The sequence below is a fragment of the Streptomyces sp. NPDC038200 genome (assembly GCF_055600785.1).
In genome coordinates, this window is record NZ_JBVJYH010000034.1 from 53,308 (window position 1) to 68,650 (window position 15,343).

A 15,343-nucleotide genomic window follows, 5' to 3' on the forward strand; every position below is an offset into this window, starting at 1 on the left:
GCTCAGCTCGGCACCGCCGGCCCCGCCGACGAGTCGAAGGCATGGATCACCTCGGGCCGTGTGCCCGGGGTGAGCAGCCCACGGGCCTCCTCCTCGAAGCGGCGGTCGGTGGCCGTCAGCCGGACATGGTGCTGGGCGCGGTGCTCCGCCCAGGAGGAGACGAGGTAGTTCTCGATGAAGCGTTCCGGGTCGTTGCCGTCCTGGTAGAGCCCCCAGGAGAGGGCTCCGGTGCGGCGCCGGGAGCGAGCGACGTGGTTCATCCGGTCCGTGAACGCGGCGCGGTGGTCCACCGGTACGCGGTAGACGACCGAGACCAGGACCGGGCCGTCGGCCTCCCCGGGCTCGAACACCAGGGGAGGAGCGGGCCAGTGGTCGGACGGCTCGGGATCGATGCCCTCGGCGTCCCGCAGCGGCCACCGGCGCACACTCGCGGCGCTGAGCAGCATCACGCCGCCGGCCGTCAGAAGACACGCCCTGAGCCCGGCCCGGTCCGCCACCGCACCCCACAAGGGTGCCGCCAGCGCCTGGCCGCCCTGGAAGACCAGGAGGTAGACGGCGAGCCCACGCGCCCTGACCCAGCCCGGCAGCCGTGTCTGCACGGCCGCGTTGAGCGTGGACAGTACGGCGATCCAGGCGAGGCCCGCGGGCAGCAGGGCGATCGTGACCAGCCACGGTGAGCGAACCGTCGCCAGCACCGCGAGCACCCCGGCGAACACCAGCGCACCGGCGGCGAGCATGCCGTTGGCACCCAGCGCCTTCCGGAGGCGGGGCAGGGCGAAGGCCCCCGCCACGGCCCCCACGCCGACCGCCGTCAGCAGCAGTCCGTATCCGCCGGAGCCGAGGCCGAGGGTACGGCTCGCGGTCAGGGGCAGCAGCGCCCACAAGGCGGCGCCGCCGGGAATGAACAGGATCGTACGCAGCAGGACCCGGCGGACCCCGGGCGCGTTCCACACGTAGCGGCGCCCGGCGTGCAGGGCCGCCAGCAGCCCTTCGCCGCCCGCGGCGGGGGCGGTGGCCGGCTCCGGTCGCCGCCAGGCCACGAGGACGGCCGCGATGCCCAGGTAGGAGGCCGCGTTGAAGGCGAACACCCACCCCGCGCCCGCCGCCGCGACCACCGCCCCGCCGATCGCCGGGCCGACGGCACGGGCCAGGTTCATGTTCACCGCGCCGAGCGCCGCCGCCTGACCGAGCCGCCGGCGCTCCACCAGCTCCGGCTGGATCGCCTGCCAGGCCGGCCCCATCAGCGCCGTGCCGCAGCCCAGCAGGAAGGTGAGGACGAGCAGCACCGTCGGGGTCAGGGCGTCCGCGAACGCCAGCACGGCCAGGGTCGTGGACACCGCGAGCATCGTGAACTGCGCGGCCAGCAGCACCGAACGCCGGTCGAAGCGGTCGGCGATCACTCCGGACGGCAGGGCCAGGAGGACGACGGGCAGGCTCGCGGCGGTCTGCACGAGCGTCACCAGCGCGGCACCGTGCCCGACGAGCAGCCACTGAGCGCCCACCGTCTGCATCCAGCTGCCGATGTTCGACACCAGTTGGGCGATCCACAACGCCCGGAACACACGTGCCGCGAGCGGCGCCCACGGCGAGTCGGTCGCGGCGGGCGCGGGTGCGGATGACGACGGTGCGATGCTCATGCTCGTCCAGACCGGGTGCGGGGGAGCGGCGACGGTCCGGACGGTCCGGGGACGCCTGCTCCCTGGGTGCAGTCGCTCACGACCGTAGGAGCCGTCGGCGACCGGGTCTTGCCCGTGAGCGCACGGGGTGTGATCCGGTGGTGCCGTGCCGGCCGAGTGCCGGCGCGCCCGCACACCCGCGGTGCCGGGCGAACGTGACCGCCCCGGCGTCCGCCCACCGCCGGGGCGGCCGGCACCGCCGGGAAACGAACGGCACCGGCCGAGGCTCCCCCGGACATCGGGAAGCCTCGGCCGGTGCGGTACGGACGCGCCTCCGTCGCCGGAGGGCGCGGTCCGTCAGGACGGCGGCCGGGTCCAGGCCGCGTCGGTCGTGGACAGGCGGTGTGCCACCACCGAGACCACCGCGAGGAGCAGCAGCATGAGCCCCAGCGTGAGCACGAGGTGGCCGTGCAGGACGAGTTCCGCTCCGACGAAGGTACCGAGCAGCATGGTGAGCACGGACAGGATCCGGCGGCCGGGCCTCGGCGCCGCGCCGCCCGCCGCCGGGGAGTCCGCCGCCAGACCGGTGAGGGTCAGCGTCAGCACGGTCGTGGTGAGGTCCGGGACCCCGAGCCGCCGGGCGACCGCGTTCTGCAGCCCCATGCCGAGCCCCAGGCACACGATCAGCGTGTACTGGACACCGGTGGTCACCCGGCCGTCGGCGATCGCCGCGACCAACACGCTGACGGCGACCAGGAGCGTCTGCGCGGCGGTGGCCGTCGTCAGCAGCCGGCCGCGGTGCCCCGCGAACCGCGTGCCCAGCCGGCCCCCGGCCAGCGCGCCGAGGAGGAACACCGCCAACGCGACGACGGAGGCGAGCGCGGACAGGCCCTGGGCACCTCCCAGTGCGAACCCCAGGAAGACCACGTTGCCGGTCATGTTGGCGACGAAGACATGGCCCAGCGCCAGATAGCTCACCGCGTCGACCAGACCGGTGACCAGGGTCAGCGTCAGCATCAGCGGAGGCAGCGGCCCGTGGCGGTCGCCGCGGGGCGGTACCAGCGTGCGTGCGGCGTCAGTCAGCAAGTTGCGCATCGGGCCTCCTCGCCGCGGCCGTGGGAGCGCGGTGCAGCACCAGACGGGTCAGCAGCCCGCTGGCGGGGCCGATCACGATCGCGGCCACGGCGATCCACACCGGCCACGGGGTGACCCCCAGCACCCGGTCGAGAGACCACCGGCCGGGCCCGGTCAGGGCCAGCGCCGCGGAGACGACGACGAGCACCAGGGGGTACTCGTAGCCGTCGTTCTGCACCCACAGGCCCTTGGGCCGCTTGACGGTGCCCGCGACGGTCATCACGCCCATGGCGGCCATCGCCGCCAGGGGCGTGAGCAGACCGGCGGTCAGGAACAGGCCGGCCCCGATCTGACTGGCGCCCGCGACGACCGCGGTCAGCCGGCCCCCGCGGAAGCCGTCGTTGCGGAACTCCTCGGTTCCGCCTGCCAAGCCGTGGCCCCCGAGCCGGAAGCTCACTTTCTGCACTCCGTGACCGGCGATGAGAAGTCCCGCCACCAGCCGGAGGATCAGCAGTCCCGCATCCATCTCTTCCTGCCTGTTCCTGCCTCGGTCCTCAACTGCTGTGCTGTGGGAGGGATCAGCCGGCGGCGTGGTCGCCGATGAAGGCCTGCGCGTAGACCAGGCCGAGACCGTAGGCGCCGCCGTGCTCCTTCACCACCTCCGTGACCGGCACGTAGGTCTCGCCACGGGCCCAGTCCCGCTGGAGCTCCAGGAGGACCTGCACCCAGGTGACCGGGACGGCACCGGCCTGGATCATGCGCTGGACGGCGTGTTCGTGCGCCTGCGGGCTGACGCCGCCGGACGCGTCGGTGACCACGTAGACCTCGTAGCCCTGGGCGATGGCGGAGAGCGTGGGCAGAACGACGCAGACCTCGGTCCACAGACCGGCGATGACGAGCTTCTTGCGCCCGGTCGCCTTGACGGCCTCGACGAACGCCGGGTCCTCCCAGGCGTTCATCGTGGTCCGGTCGATGATCTTGTTGTCGGGGAAGACGGCGGGCAGCTGCGGCATGATCGGGCCGGAGAAGGACTCCGCCGCCACGGTGCTGAGCACGACGGGAACGTCGAAGACCTGGGCGGCCTTGGCCAGGCCCACGGTGGCGTTGATGATCGCGGTGCGGTCGCCGCTGCCGGTGCCGAAGAACATCTGGGGCTGGTGGTCCACGAACAGGACCGCACAGTTGTCGGGCGTCAGCAGGTCGGGGCTGGGGGCGGGGGTGACCTGGGCGATGTCGACCATGATGGTGCCTTTCCATTGCAATGAGCAGCGGCGCGGACGGGCGTCCGCGTCGGATGGGAACCGTCCTGTGGACGGGGTCTTTCGGTGCGCGTCCTGGCGGGGGCGGGGGCGGGCGGGCCGCTCTCGCGGGCTCAGAGGACGAAGCAGGGATCGAAGGGTGTGCCGGCGACGCCGGGGGTGAGGCCGCGCTGTACGCGCCAGGCGCGGTGCTGCTCCGACTCGGCGACGGCCTCGCCGAGTTGCTCGGCCTGGCGCACCCCCGCGGGCCGGGCGGCCTGGTAGCCGCCGAAGTGCGCCACCGGGCTCCAGTCGGGGGTGATGGCCGGCAGCTCCTCGTCGAGGCCCTCGTACTCGCCGGCGGCGTAGACGATCCGGCCGCCGGTGACCGTGAGCAGCGACTCGATGTGCGCGATCTCCGGCTCGGGCACGGTGAAGTAGTCCGCGGACAGCACCGTGAGGTCCGCGAGGCAGCCGGGCCGCAGGACGCCCTTGATCTGCTCCTCACCGGTCAGCTCGGCGCCCGCGACGGTGAACATCCGCAGCGCGGTCTGCCGGTCGACACGGTTGCCGCGCGGGCGGAGCACGAGGTCGCCCACGGTGCGTCCGCTCACCAGCCAGTGCAGGGCGACCCACGGGTTGTAGGTGGACACGCGGGTGGCGTCCGTACCGGCGGCCACGGTCAGTCCGCGCTCCAGCATCGCCCGGATCGGGGGCGCGTCCGCGGCCTTGCCCGGGCCGTACCGGTGCAGGAACGCCTCGCCCTGGAAGGACAGCCGGTTCTGGACCGACATGGCGCCGCCGAGCGCGGCGACCCGGTCCAGGCTCTCCGCGGACACGGTCTCCGCGTGGTCGAACAGCCAGCGGTTGCCCGCCGGGAAGAGCCCCTCGGCGGCCAGCTTCTCGAAGACCGCGAGGTCCCGGCGGATCGTCTCGTCGTAGGTGGCGTGCAGCCGGAAGCCCCAGCCGTTCTCCATGAGGAGACGGACCGCCTTCTCGAACTCCGGCTCGTAGTCACCCAGTTCCGGGCGCGGCTGGGCGAAGTTCTCGAAGTCGGCCGCCGCCCAGGTGAGGTTCTCGCCGGCACCGTTGAGACGGAGCCAGCTGTCCCCGTCCTCGGGGCGGGCCATCTCGATCCAGCGGGTGAGGTCGGCTATCTCCTGGCCCGCGGTCTGCGGGAAGAGGTGATAGGCGATGCGCAGCGACAGCTGACCGGCCTCGGCCAGCTCGACGACGGTGCTGTAGTTCTCGGGGAAGTTCTGGAAGCCGCCGGCGGCGTCGATCGCCGACGTGAGACCGAACCTGTTGAGTTCCCGCAGGAAGTGACGGGTCGAGGTCTTCTTGTCCGCGCCTTCCAGGACCGGCGCCTTGGCCAGGGTCGAGTAGAGGATGAGGGCGCTGGGCGCGGCCAGCAGCATGCCCGTCGGTTCCCCGTCCCGGCCCCGGACGATCTGTCCGCCCCTGGGGTCGGGCGTGTCCTTGCCGAACCCGGCGGCCCGCACCGCGGCCCGGTTGAGCACGGCCGACTGGTACAGGTGCAGGACGAACACCGGGGTGTCGGGGGCGGCGGCGTTCAGCTCCTCGACGGTCGGCAGCCGCCGTTCGGCGAACTGCTCGGCCGACCAGCCTCCCACCACCCGCACCCACTGGCCCTTCGGCGTCCGCGCGGCCTGTTCCCGCAGCATCGCCAGGCCCTGGCGAAGGCTGGTGACCCCGTCCCAGCGCAGCTCCAGTACGTAGTTGAGCCCGCCGCGGATCACATGCAGGTGGGCATCGTTGAGGCCCGGGACCATCCGCCGGCCGAGCGCGTCCACCACCTTCGTGGCCGGCCCGACGTGCGGGGCCACGTCCTTGTCGTCACCGACGACCGTGATGACACCGTTCCGGACGGCGAGCGCCTCGGCCTGCGGGCGGCCCGGGTCCCCCGTGTGGATCTTCGCGTTGCGGACGACGAGCTCTGCGGCATCGTCGGTGGCCTGGGGAACCAGCCCGCCGACCGGCATTGCAGACACGTGTGCAGGACCTCCTCCGGGATGAGCGCCTTCGCTGCCCGCTGCGTTCGAACTCGGCGGACGACAGAAAGCGGACGAGAAGCGCGGTGATGGCGCGAGTGTTCGCCGTCGTTCACTGGGCGAACCGCGACCGCTGTGCCGTCACGCTAGGCCGCACGGATGTGGCCGAGTGTCCCCTGCGCGCACTGGAATGTTCCTCACAGCGCACTGGGCGTCCCGCGGGGCGAGGGCACCCGTGAGGCCCTTCCCCGGCCGGGAGCGGGCAGGACCGGTTTCCGTGCACTGTGAGGACGTCGGACGTGCACTGGTGGGCAACCGGCGCGGGCGCAAGGGTCCTACGGTGCGATCAGCGGCGCCGGAGTGCCCAGCACAACGATCCGGGTCGTGCGCCGGAACGACCGGCGTCCCCCGTTGCAATTCCAGGAGATTCACATGTCTGAAGCCTTCACCCCCGTGCAGCCGGTGCTCGAACCCGCCGCAGCAGAGTTCGCGGCCGCGACCGCCAACCCGCCCTACCTGTTCGACCTGCCTCCGGCGGAGGGTCGCAAGGCGGTCGACGAGGTGCAGTCCGGCGACATCGAGAAGCCGGCCGTGGACGAGGAGTGGATCACCGTCTCCGGTGGCCCCACGGGCAGTGTCCGGGCGCGGATCGTCAAGCCCGCCGGCGCCACCGGCACCCTCCCCGTCATCCTCTACATCCACGGTGCCGGCTGGGTCTTCGGCAACGCCCACACCCACGACCGCCTGGTGCGCGAACTCGCCGTCGGCGCCGAGGCCGCGGTCGTGTTCCCCGAGTACGACCTCTCCCCCGAGGCCCGCTACCCCGTCGCCATCGAGCAGAACTTCACGGTCGCCAAGTGGGTCGTGGAACAGGGCGCCGACAAGGGCCTGGACAGCTCGCGGCTGGCCGTGGCCGGTGACTCCGTCGGCGGCAACATGACCGCCGCCCTGACCCTCATGGCCAAGGAGCGCGGCGGTATCCCGCTGGCGCAGCAGGTGCTCTTCTACCCGGTCACCGACGCGAACTTCGACACGGCGTCCTACCACCAGTTCGCCACCGGGTACTTCCTGCGCCGTGACGGCATGCAGTGGTTCTGGGACCAGTACACCACCGACGAGAGCGAGCGCGCCCAGATCACCGCGTCGCCGCTGCGCGCCACCACCGAGCAGCTCCAGGGCCTGCCGCCGGCGCTGGTCATCACGGGTGAGGCCGACGTGCTGCGCGACGAGGGCGAGGCCTACGCCAACAAGCTCCGCGAGGCCGGTGTCCCGGTCACGGCCGTCCGCTTCCAGGGCATCATCCACGACTTCGTGATGCTCAACGCCCTGCGCGGCACGCACGCCGCCCAGGCCGCCATCGACCTGGCCGTCCGCACGCTGCACGCGGCCCTGCACACCGCCTGATCCCGGGAGAACCGCAGACATGACCACCTCCACGCCCACCGTCGTTCTCGTGCACGGCGCCTTCGCCGACGCCGCCAGCTGGTCCGGTGTCATCGAGGAGCTGCAGAAGGACGGCATTCCCGTGATCGCCCCGCCGAACCCGCTGCGCGGCCTGGCGGCCGACTCCGCGTACGTCGCGTCCGTCGCCGCCCAGGTCGACGGCCCCGTCGTGCTGGTCGGCCACTCGTACGGCGGTGCCCTCATCACCGTCGCCGGCACCGCCGACAACGTCGTGGGCCTCGTCTACGTCGCCGCCTACGCCCTGGCGGAGGGCGAGAGCCTCGGTGAGCTGCAGGGCCGCTTCCCGCTCTCGCCGCTGGTGAGTAACCTCAAGCAGTGGACGTACCCCGTCGCGGACGGTGACCCCGCCGTCGAGGTCACCATCGCCGAGGACGCCTTCCCGTCGGTGTTCGCCGCCGACGTCCCCGCCGAGGTGACGAAGGTGCTCGCCGCGGCGCAGCGCCCGCTCGCCGCCTCGGCCTTCGAGGAGAAGGCGTCCGCCGCCGCGTGGCAGACCAAGCCCTCCTGGGCGCTGGTGGCCGCCGCGGACAACGCGATCAACCCGGAGGTCGAGCGCTTCGGCGCGGAGCGGGCCGCCGCCACCGTCGTCGAGCTGGAGGGCGCGTCGCACGCGGTCGCCGTCTCCCAGCCGAAGGCGGTCGCCGATCTGATCCGCGAAGCGGTCCGCGCGACCAGCTGATCCGGGGCCACGGCCGGCCGCGCGGACGCCTCCCCGCATCGCGCCCGCGCGGCCCCGGTCCCCCCGGTGCATGCCTGCCCTCCGCCCCGCCCCGCCCTTCGAGCGACGCGGTTCGAGCCGGCGGACGGCGCACCGGATCGCGCGCCGCCCGTGGCCGGTGGGCGGTCGCACGGCGCCACGAGCGAGCACACGGTACTCGTCACGGCAGTACACGACGATCTCCGCTTCCTTCCGGCGACGCGTAGACGCGGTCGGGCAGGAACACCGCAGAGGCGGCATGATGTGCGCACCACACACGCCACGCGGTACGTCACCACCGCACCCCCCGGTGCCCGGTCAGCCGACCCGGTCGTACCGACCGAGGAACCGGAAGGCGTTCCCCTGCGCCCGGTACAGGAAGAAGACGGCGTCCGGCTCCGGCGTGGGGCCGCTGTCGGAGGTGAACCGGAGCGTCTTGGCGAGGCCCTGGTACGTGATGTTCCGCAGGCGCTGTGACACGGCCCCGGGGGTGACGGCGGTCGAGCCGCCCAGTGCCTCCATGGCCCGCGCGACCAGTCCCACCGCGTCGTACGCCTCCGGGGCCCAGCGGCCCGGTGCGGTGCCGTAGGCCGTGCGGTAGGCCGTCCGGAACGCGCGGGACACACTGCCGGGGTCGGTGAACGGGGTGCCGAACAGCCAGTCCTGGGCCGCCCGTCCGGCCTGCCGGAGGAAGGACGGCTGCATGATGTGCCAGGTCCCGAGGCGCGGTCCGGCGAAGCCCGCGTCGGCGAGGGCGCGGGCGCAGCGCGCGGCGCGTTCCGGTGAGGTTCCGCTGTAGACGACTGCCTGGCCTCCGGCGGCGAGCGCGCCGCGGACGGCGGGAGCGAAGTCGTCGCTGCCCGCGTCCACGGGGTGCACAGTGGTCCTGCCCTCGTTGGGCGGGAACCGGGTGAGGTGGCCGGTGAGATCGGCACCCGTACGGCCCGCCGCCCGGTCGTCGACGACGCAGGTGTGGTCGACCGGTCGTACGGAGGTCAGGTACGCGATCAACGGGAGGGCCAGGAGCTGCTCCGCACCCCGGGTGACGCACAGGTTCCGCAGCCCGCCGCCGTCGAGTCGCGCGTCGTCCACGGAGATCAGGACCATGGCGGTGTGCGCTGCCTGGTACCGCGCGGCCGCGGCGGTCGCGGTGGCGGCCGTGCCGGGCCCGAGCACCGCGACCGCCGCGGCCTGGGTGAAGTGCCGGGCCGCCTGCCGCGCCCGGGCGGCGTCGCTCCGGTCGTCGAAGGTGTCGAGCGCGAGGCGGAAGGTGATGCCCGCGCGCGCGTTGTGACGCGCCACGGCGAGGCGGGCCCCACGTTCCTGCGTCACGCCGTCCGCCTTGCGCACGCCGCTCAGATCGGCCTGGAAGCCGAGCGTGTGCACGGGAAGGCCGCTTCCCGAGCCGCCGTCCCCGCGTCCGGCCGCCAGACGGGCGGCGGTCCCGCCGATCGCGACCACGGAGGCCGCCGCGCCCCCCAGGAGCAGTATCCGGCGGCGGGTCGCCGGGCGGGTCCCGGCCGGACCAGGGGACGGCCGGCCGACGGGGGTGTCAGCGGTTGCCGGCTCCTGGGGGGACCGCCGCGGAGCCGGCACGTCCAGGGCGCGCGCGGACCGTTCGGCGACCAGGCGGAGCACGGCGGCCGGCAGCCAGTCCTCGCCCCGCCCCTCCGGAAGCCCGCGCGCCAGTGCGGTGCGGGGGTCCTCGAGTGCCGCCTTGAGCCGGTCGGCCGTCGGGCGCCGCGCGGGATCCTTGGCGAGGCAGGACCCGATCAGCGTGCGCAGAGCGGCGGGCACGTCCGTGAGGTCCGGTTCCTCGTGCACCGTGCGGAACAGGACCCCCGCCGCGTGCCCGGTGCCGAACGGATGCCGTGCCGAGGCCGCGTACGCGAGGACGCAGCCCAGCGAGAAGACGTCGCTGGGCGGGCCGACCTCCTCGGCGCGGGCCCGCGCCTGTTCCGGTGCGAGGAAGCCGGGCGTGCCCACGACGGCGTCCGGCGCGGTGAGCGCGGTGGCGCCGGCGGTGTGAGCGATGCCGAAGTCGATCAGCCGGGGGCCGTCGAGGCCGAGCAGGACGTTCCCCGGCTTCACATCGCGGTGCACGAGTCCCGCCGCGTGCACGGCGGTGAGCGCCTCGGCCAGCCGGGAGCCCAGCGTCCGTACCGCCCCGACGGGCAGCGCGCCGTGGCCGTCGACCGCCTCGGCGAGGGCGGGGCCGGGCACGAACTCCGTGGCCAGCCAGGGGGTGCGGGCCTCCGGGTCGGCGGCCACCACCGGCACCAGCCACCGCCCGGTCAGCTCCCGCACGGCTGTCACCTCGCGCCGGAAACGGGTGCGGAACACGGGGTCCGCCGCGTGCTCGGCGCGGATCACCTTGAGCGCGACCAGCGTCCCGCCCGCGCTGCGCGCGAGGTAGACGACGCCCATGCCGCCGGTGCCGAGCCGGGCCAGCAGCCGGTGACCGCCGATGTCCGCGGGGTCGTCCGCCGTGAGCGGACGCATCAGAAGGCAGCCTCGCCCGCGTAGGCGTACCGGCCGCCCCTCACCTCGTAGCGGAAGACGTCGTACCCCTTCAGCAGCTGGTTCTCGTCGAACGCGTACGTCCGCACGAGCCCCTGGTACGTGCCCTTCGCCAGCAGGCCGTACAGCCTGGTGCGGGAGGGCCGGCCGCCCGCCTCGGCGAGCCGCGCCAGGACCATCCGGGCCACGTCGTACGCCTCCGCCGCCCAGTACGGGGGCGCGGCGCCGTAGCGCCTGCGGTACGCCGTGGCGAAGGTCCGCACGCGCGCCGCCGACGGGTCGATGTACGGCGCGAAGACCTGCCAGCCCTCGGCGGCGGGACCCGCCGCGGTCAGGAACTCCGGACCGGCGGCCGGGTAGCCGAGGACGCGCTGGCCGGTGAAGCGCCGTCGGGCGAGGGCGCGCGCGACGGCCGCCGCGCGCGCCGGTGTGCCCGTGTACACGAAACCGTCCGGCTTCCGCGCGAGCATCTCGTCGACCACCGGGGCGAGCTGCCGGGCCAGCCGGGGCACCACCCGCGGCTCGCCCCGGATCTTCGTGGTGCCGAGGAACCGGAACGTGGTGTGGCCGATCTGCCAGGCCGCGATGCCGCCCTCGCGGTCGATGAGGACTCCCGCGCTCTCGGCCCCCGCCTCACGGAGGTGGAGGGCGATCAGGGTGGGGGACACCATGTAGCCGGGGACGGCCTGGAGGAAGTGGCGGGGCTTCGAGACGCCGTACACCGCCTGCGCGGAGGAGGCCGTCAACTGCGGGACGAGCCGGGCATCGTAGGCGTCCAGGCTCGCGCCGGTGGTCCTGTCACCCGTCGAGCCGATGACGGCGAGGAGGTCACGGTCGGCGGCGAGGGACTCGGCGGCCCGGCGGGCCCGGGCCTCGTCGCCCCGGTCGTCGGCGACCGTGAGGGCGAGGGTGAAGGGCTTGTCCGGGCGGGCGTCGAACTCCTCGACGGCCAGACGCACACCGCGCTCCTGGGCCTGCCCGACGGTTCTCTGCGGGCCGGTCAGGTCGGCCTGGACGCCGAGCACCCAGCGGCGGGCCGCGGGCCTGGGGCCGTCGTCTCCCCGGGCCGCCCAGAACGCCGCTCCGCCGCCCGCCGCGAGCACGGCCGCGCCGCCCAGGAGCAGGAAGCGGCGGCGGCCGGCGGGGCGCTGTGCCGGTTCGGCGTCCTCGGGAACTTCCCGCGTCCTTCCGTCCGTTGTCGCGTCGAGGGCCGTCGCCCCGATGTCCGGCAGGGCGAGCAGCGCGGCGGAGCGGTCCGCGACGAGTCGTACGACCTCGTCGGGCAGCCAGTCCGCGGTGTCGGCGGGAGTGTCCTCGGCGAGCGCCGCGTCCACCTCGCGGGTGGTGGGCCGGGCGGATCCGTCCTTGGCGAGGCAGCGCTCCAGCAGCTCGCGCAGGCCGTCGGGGAGGCCGCCGAGGCCGGGTTCGTCGTGCACGGTGCGGTAGAGAACGGCGTCCACGGCTCCGGTGCCGAAGGGCGGGCGCCCGGTGGCGGCGTACGAGAGGAGACAGCCGAGAGCGAAGACATCACTGGCGGTGGTGGCGGGGTGTGCCTGTGCCTGTTCCGGCGCCAGGAAGCCGGGGGTGCCGACGATCAGGCCGGCCGGGGTGAGGGTTGTCTCCTCGGCGGCGCGCGCGATGCCGAAGTCGATGAGCCGTGGGCCGTCGACGGCGAGGAGGACGTTGCCGGGCTTGACGTCGCGGTGGACGAGCCCGGCGTCGTGCACGGCGGTCAGCGCCCGGGCCAGCATCCGGCCGAGCGCGCGCACCGCACGCGGGGGCAGCGGACCGCAGGTGGCGACCGCCTCGGCGAGCGAGGGCCCCGGCACGAACGCGGTGGCCAGCCACGGGGCGGGCGCGTCCGGGTCGGCGCCGGTCACCGGCACGGCCCACGGGCTGTCCACCCGCCGGGCGGCGGCGACCTCGCGGCGGAACCGTGCGCGGAACTCGGGCCGGTCGGCGTACTCCGGCAGAATCACCTTGACGGCGGCCAGGTCCCCGGACTCCGCACGCCCGAGGTAGACCACACCCATGCCGCCGGCGCCGAGCCGGGCGAGCAGACGGTGACCGCCGATCCGGGCCGGGTCGGAGGGGGCGAGTCCCTCGGTCATCGGCGGCCGTCCCTCGCGGCCGGGGAGGGGGACGCCGAGGCCGCGGTGGTCCCGGCCGGGGTGTCCCGCTCGACCGCGTGCCTGAGGCGGGAACGCATCCCGGCGTAGGGATCCCGCAACTGGTCGAACAGGGCCGGCCGGGACCAGCCCTTGGCGCCCCTGGCCGAGACCGCGAGGGTGAACCGGTCGATGCGGGTCTGCTCCCAGACGTAGGGGTGGGGGCCACCCAGTTCGTCGCTGGTGTAGGTGCCCGTCTCGGTCAGGGAGTCGTCGGCGAAGCCGTTCCCGGAGTCGCCGAGGGATGCCGGCACGTCGGTCAGGCGCCCGAGCGTCTCGCCGGGGCGCAGCAGCTGGTCGGGGCAGCGCATCATCTCCTCCAGGACCTCGGCGTTCTCCCAGTCGGCCTGCTCGGCGGTCCGGTGCACCGTGACGACGGCGCTGAGCCGGAGCGGGCCTTTGCCGGCGCTCGCGGGAATCTCGTAGTGGCGGGTCAGACTGGCGAGGACGTCCTGGGGGAGCGCCCGCTGTCCCCAGACGCAGTCGCCCCCGAGGACCGCCCATCGTCGCGGATCGCTCTCGTACGGGTTCCGGCGGACCGCTGCCGGGCCGAAGGCGGAGGGCTCCGCGACGACCTCGCGGACCAGTGCGGCGGCCTGGTCAGCGGTCCTCGGCAGCTTGGCCGGGTCCATGTCGATCACGGCGGCCGGCGACGGGCCGGTGCCGGCGGCGCGCTCCGGCGTCGTCCCGGCCGCGGGTCTGCCGGGATCGCCCCCGCCGGAGGTACAGCCGGCCAGCACCAGGCCGCACACCGCCACCGCGCGACCGAGGCGCGCCGCTCCCCCTCCCACTGCCACGGACTCCCCCCGGGATCGCCGGACCACCTGTGTCGGCCTCATGCTAGGCGGCAACTCGCTTGCGGTGAGCGGTGGTTGACGCTCACGTGGCCCAGCTGTGCCACAGCTGTCACACAGTCGCGGCCCGTCCCGGGCCCCGGTGGTCCGCAGTCCGGCCACCGGGCGAACCGGCCCGGGAGTGTCCCGCGCCGGCACGACAGGACACGGACGGCACCGGGCGCCCGTAGGCCCGCCCACCCGCCTAGCCCGCTGTACGCAGGCCACCTCTTGATCGGCGGCAGACGGACTTCGCGAGGGACTCGGGGGCGATGTCATAGGTGTGCGGTCGGGTGTGCTCGCTGTCGACGGTGAGTTTCGGCATTGAGCCGCCGGAAATCTGCGGCCTCCGTGTGGCGGCGGTCGATCCAGTGCCGGGTGGCCCGTTCGTACGCTCGCGGACGGGGAACGAGCCCTCATACGCCGTGACTGAGCGTTGTCCCGTAAATGATCTACGGCATGCTGGTTGACCAGCGTGCACTGCTTCTCGGGCGGTCGGCGTGAGGTTGTGAAGGCGTGCTCGACACGGGCGAGAACCTCGCGGCGCAAACATTTGTGCTCTTCTTCCCGGTCCGGGAGTTCGGCCTGGCCCCGTTCGGGAAGGCCGGCCTTGTGCGCGCGCCCAGGCTGTTCGTTTGCTGAGGGGGCGTCAGGGCAAGCGAGTCCCATGGATCACAGCGTGATACCGCAGGCCTCTTCCCAGGGCGGCGATTCCAGTCCTGCTCTCATCTCGTTCCTGTGCCTCTTCCTGATCATGGGGCTGATCCAGGTCATCCGCCCCCAACTGCTGTGGCGGCTCAACAGCCGTCTTCAGCGGGGCTGGGTGAAGAACCCGGAGGGGACCGAGCCCACGGGTAAGGGGTACGCGATGCAGCGGGTGACGGGCGTGCTCTTCCTCGCGTTCGCCGCCTGGATGCTGATCCAGCAACTCTGACGGAGGGCACATGGGCGGCCCGGTCGCGCCCGGCATCAGGAGCCGGAAGGGGAAGCGGGCTGCGGCAGTCGCGGGTGGGGAGACCGAGGAAGGGAGAGGGGGTATGGCGCGACGCAGCGATTCTCATGTTCCGCCGCGGTGGGTGAGACCGGGTAGCCGGTGGAGCGCGCGGCTTTCTTGGCCGATGCTGTGCGTCAGTATCGGCCTGCTGGTGTGGCGGGTGATCGACAAGGACAGTGCGAGCCGCATCGTGCTGGCGGCCGTCCTCGTCCTGGTGTGGGTCTGCCTCCTGGCAGCGAACCGGGCCGCACGACGCAAACGGTGCAGCTCCCGGGCAGGCCGGAGCCAGTAGCCGCCCTCTGCCGCCGACGTCCGAGCCGCGTGAGGGGCGGCCCGTCGGCCCGCATCACCGGGCTGCGGTTTCCGGGACGCGGACGAGGTGTACTTGCCGGACCTCCGCCGCACGCATCGGCGGGCCTTTGGGCGGTCTGCTGCTGGACATCGCCGGTGGACGCCGTAACAGTCCGGCGGCGGCGTCGCCCTGCTCGCCGAGCTGTCGTGTCGCGGTGGCCCGGCGGCTGTGCCCTGTGCGGCCCCGGCGTCGGCGGCACACTCCGACCGCGGCAGTTCATGCGTCGGTGCTGCGGTGCGTGAGCGGCGGGGCTGGGGGAACCATGCATGACGCGCGGCGCGCATATGCCCCGTACTTCGTGGAAGTAACCCGCACTTTGTGTGCTTGTAGGCGTGATGTAAGGGCACCTGGTGGCCAGGAGGTTGATAACGATGG

Annotated in this window: 13 protein-coding genes; 5 read left to right on the top strand and 8 right to left on the bottom strand. The window is 73.7% G+C overall.

Annotated elements, in window-relative coordinates; genetic code table 11:
• Positions 1-2: 2 nt before the first annotated feature.
• The 5 genes from ACZ7KF_RS39610 to ACZ7KF_RS39630 all read right to left on the bottom strand — a co-directional run bounded on the left by ACZ7KF_RS39610 (position 3) and on the right by ACZ7KF_RS39630 (position 5,931).
• Positions 3-1,637, bottom strand: a complete 1,635-nt coding sequence (locus ACZ7KF_RS39610; protein WP_471086856.1) for an MFS transporter — start codon at positions 1,635-1,637, stop codon at positions 3-5.
• Positions 1,638-1,973: 336 nt separating this feature from the next.
• The gene (locus ACZ7KF_RS39615) at positions 1,974-2,711 is read right to left on the bottom strand and encodes a YoaK family protein (RefSeq protein WP_471086858.1); all 738 of its coding nucleotides are present in this window, start codon (positions 2,709-2,711) and stop codon (positions 1,974-1,976) included.
• On the bottom strand, positions 2,692-3,216 hold the full coding sequence (locus ACZ7KF_RS39620) for a DoxX family protein (RefSeq protein WP_471086861.1): 525 nt from the start codon (positions 3,214-3,216) through the stop codon (positions 2,692-2,694). Before ACZ7KF_RS39620 ends, ACZ7KF_RS39615 begins: the two co-directional genes overlap by 20 nt.
• A 52-nt stretch (positions 3,217-3,268) precedes the next feature.
• Positions 3,269-3,931: a hydrolase gene (locus ACZ7KF_RS39625; protein ID WP_471086864.1), complete on the bottom strand. Its 663-nt coding sequence runs from the start codon at positions 3,929-3,931 to the stop codon at positions 3,269-3,271.
• A gap of 131 nt (positions 3,932-4,062) precedes the next feature.
• Positions 4,063-5,931 carry an amidohydrolase gene (locus ACZ7KF_RS39630; RefSeq protein WP_471086904.1) on the bottom strand — a complete coding sequence of 623 codons (1,869 nt, stop codon included), beginning with the start codon at positions 5,929-5,931 and terminating at the stop codon, positions 4,063-4,065.
• A gap of 441 nt (positions 5,932-6,372) precedes the next feature.
• On the opposite strand from ACZ7KF_RS39630, the gene ACZ7KF_RS39635 reads away from it, so the two are divergent.
• Entirely contained in the window at positions 6,373-7,344 is a 972-nt protein-coding gene (locus tag ACZ7KF_RS39635; protein WP_471086867.1) for an alpha/beta hydrolase, read from the top strand.
• Positions 7,345-7,363: 19 nt separating this feature from the next.
• Positions 7,364-8,083: an alpha/beta fold hydrolase gene (locus ACZ7KF_RS39640; protein WP_471086870.1), complete on the top strand. Its 720-nt coding sequence runs from the start codon at positions 7,364-7,366 to the stop codon at positions 8,081-8,083.
• Between the two features lie 336 nt (positions 8,084-8,419).
• Here ACZ7KF_RS39640 and ACZ7KF_RS39645 read toward each other — a convergent pair whose 3' ends face one another.
• Genes ACZ7KF_RS39645 through ACZ7KF_RS39655 form a run of 3 tightly spaced genes read right to left on the bottom strand, consistent with a single transcriptional unit; the run spans position 8,420 to position 13,586 of the window.
• Complete coding sequence (locus tag ACZ7KF_RS39645; RefSeq protein ID WP_471086873.1) at positions 8,420-10,603, bottom strand: bifunctional serine/threonine-protein kinase/ABC transporter substrate-binding protein; 2,184 nt, start codon at positions 10,601-10,603, stop codon at positions 8,420-8,422.
• Complete coding sequence (locus ACZ7KF_RS39650; RefSeq protein ID WP_471086875.1) at positions 10,603-12,732, bottom strand: bifunctional serine/threonine-protein kinase/ABC transporter substrate-binding protein; 2,130 nt, start codon at positions 12,730-12,732, stop codon at positions 10,603-10,605. Before ACZ7KF_RS39650 ends, ACZ7KF_RS39645 begins: the two co-directional genes overlap by 1 nt.
• Positions 12,729-13,586, bottom strand: coding sequence for a hypothetical protein (locus tag ACZ7KF_RS39655; protein ID WP_471086878.1), 858 nt, complete (start codon positions 13,584-13,586; stop codon positions 12,729-12,731). Before ACZ7KF_RS39655 ends, ACZ7KF_RS39650 begins: the two co-directional genes overlap by 4 nt.
• 552 nt (positions 13,587-14,138) lie before the next feature.
• On the opposite strand from ACZ7KF_RS39655, the gene ACZ7KF_RS39660 reads away from it, so the two are divergent.
• The 3 genes from ACZ7KF_RS39660 to ACZ7KF_RS39670 all read left to right on the top strand — a co-directional run bounded on the left by ACZ7KF_RS39660 (position 14,139) and on the right by ACZ7KF_RS39670 (position 14,908).
• On the top strand, positions 14,139-14,264 hold the full coding sequence (locus ACZ7KF_RS39660; protein ID WP_471086881.1) for a hypothetical protein: 126 nt from the start codon (positions 14,139-14,141) through the stop codon (positions 14,262-14,264).
• A 25-nt stretch (positions 14,265-14,289) separates the two neighbouring features.
• Positions 14,290-14,556, top strand: coding sequence for a DUF6199 family natural product biosynthesis protein (locus ACZ7KF_RS39665; RefSeq protein ID WP_471086884.1), 267 nt, complete (start codon positions 14,290-14,292; stop codon positions 14,554-14,556).
• Between the two features lie 184 nt (positions 14,557-14,740).
• Entirely contained in the window at positions 14,741-14,908 is a 168-nt protein-coding gene (locus ACZ7KF_RS39670) for a hypothetical protein (RefSeq protein ID WP_471086887.1), read from the top strand.
• The last annotated feature ends 435 nt before the right edge of the window (positions 14,909-15,343 follow it).

Excerpts from the sequence above, each read along its gene's own strand:
- ACZ7KF_RS39610 (WP_471086856.1), bottom strand. The coding sequence starts at position 1,637 with ATGAGCATCGCACCGTCGTCATCCGCACCCGCGCCCGCCGCGACCGAC.
- ACZ7KF_RS39665 (WP_471086884.1), top strand. The coding sequence starts at position 14,290 with ATGGATCACAGCGTGATACCGCAGGCCTCTTCCCAGGGCGGCGATTCC.
- ACZ7KF_RS39640 (WP_471086870.1), top strand. The coding sequence starts at position 7,364 with ATGACCACCTCCACGCCCACCGTCGTTCTCGTGCACGGCGCCTTCGCC.
- ACZ7KF_RS39645 (WP_471086873.1), bottom strand. The coding sequence starts at position 10,603 with ATGCGTCCGCTCACGGCGGACGACCCCGCGGACATCGGCGGTCACCGG.
- ACZ7KF_RS39615 (WP_471086858.1), bottom strand. The coding sequence starts at position 2,711 with ATGCGCAACTTGCTGACTGACGCCGCACGCACGCTGGTACCGCCCCGC.
- ACZ7KF_RS39670 (WP_471086887.1), top strand. The coding sequence starts at position 14,741 with ATGCTGTGCGTCAGTATCGGCCTGCTGGTGTGGCGGGTGATCGACAAG.
- ACZ7KF_RS39625 (WP_471086864.1), bottom strand. The coding sequence starts at position 3,931 with ATGGTCGACATCGCCCAGGTCACCCCCGCCCCCAGCCCCGACCTGCTG.
- ACZ7KF_RS39630 (WP_471086904.1), bottom strand. The coding sequence starts at position 5,931 with ATGCCGGTCGGCGGGCTGGTTCCCCAGGCCACCGACGATGCCGCAGAG.
- ACZ7KF_RS39650 (WP_471086875.1), bottom strand. The coding sequence starts at position 12,732 with ATGACCGAGGGACTCGCCCCCTCCGACCCGGCCCGGATCGGCGGTCAC.
- ACZ7KF_RS39635 (WP_471086867.1), top strand. The coding sequence starts at position 6,373 with ATGTCTGAAGCCTTCACCCCCGTGCAGCCGGTGCTCGAACCCGCCGCA.
- ACZ7KF_RS39620 (WP_471086861.1), bottom strand. The coding sequence starts at position 3,216 with ATGGATGCGGGACTGCTGATCCTCCGGCTGGTGGCGGGACTTCTCATC.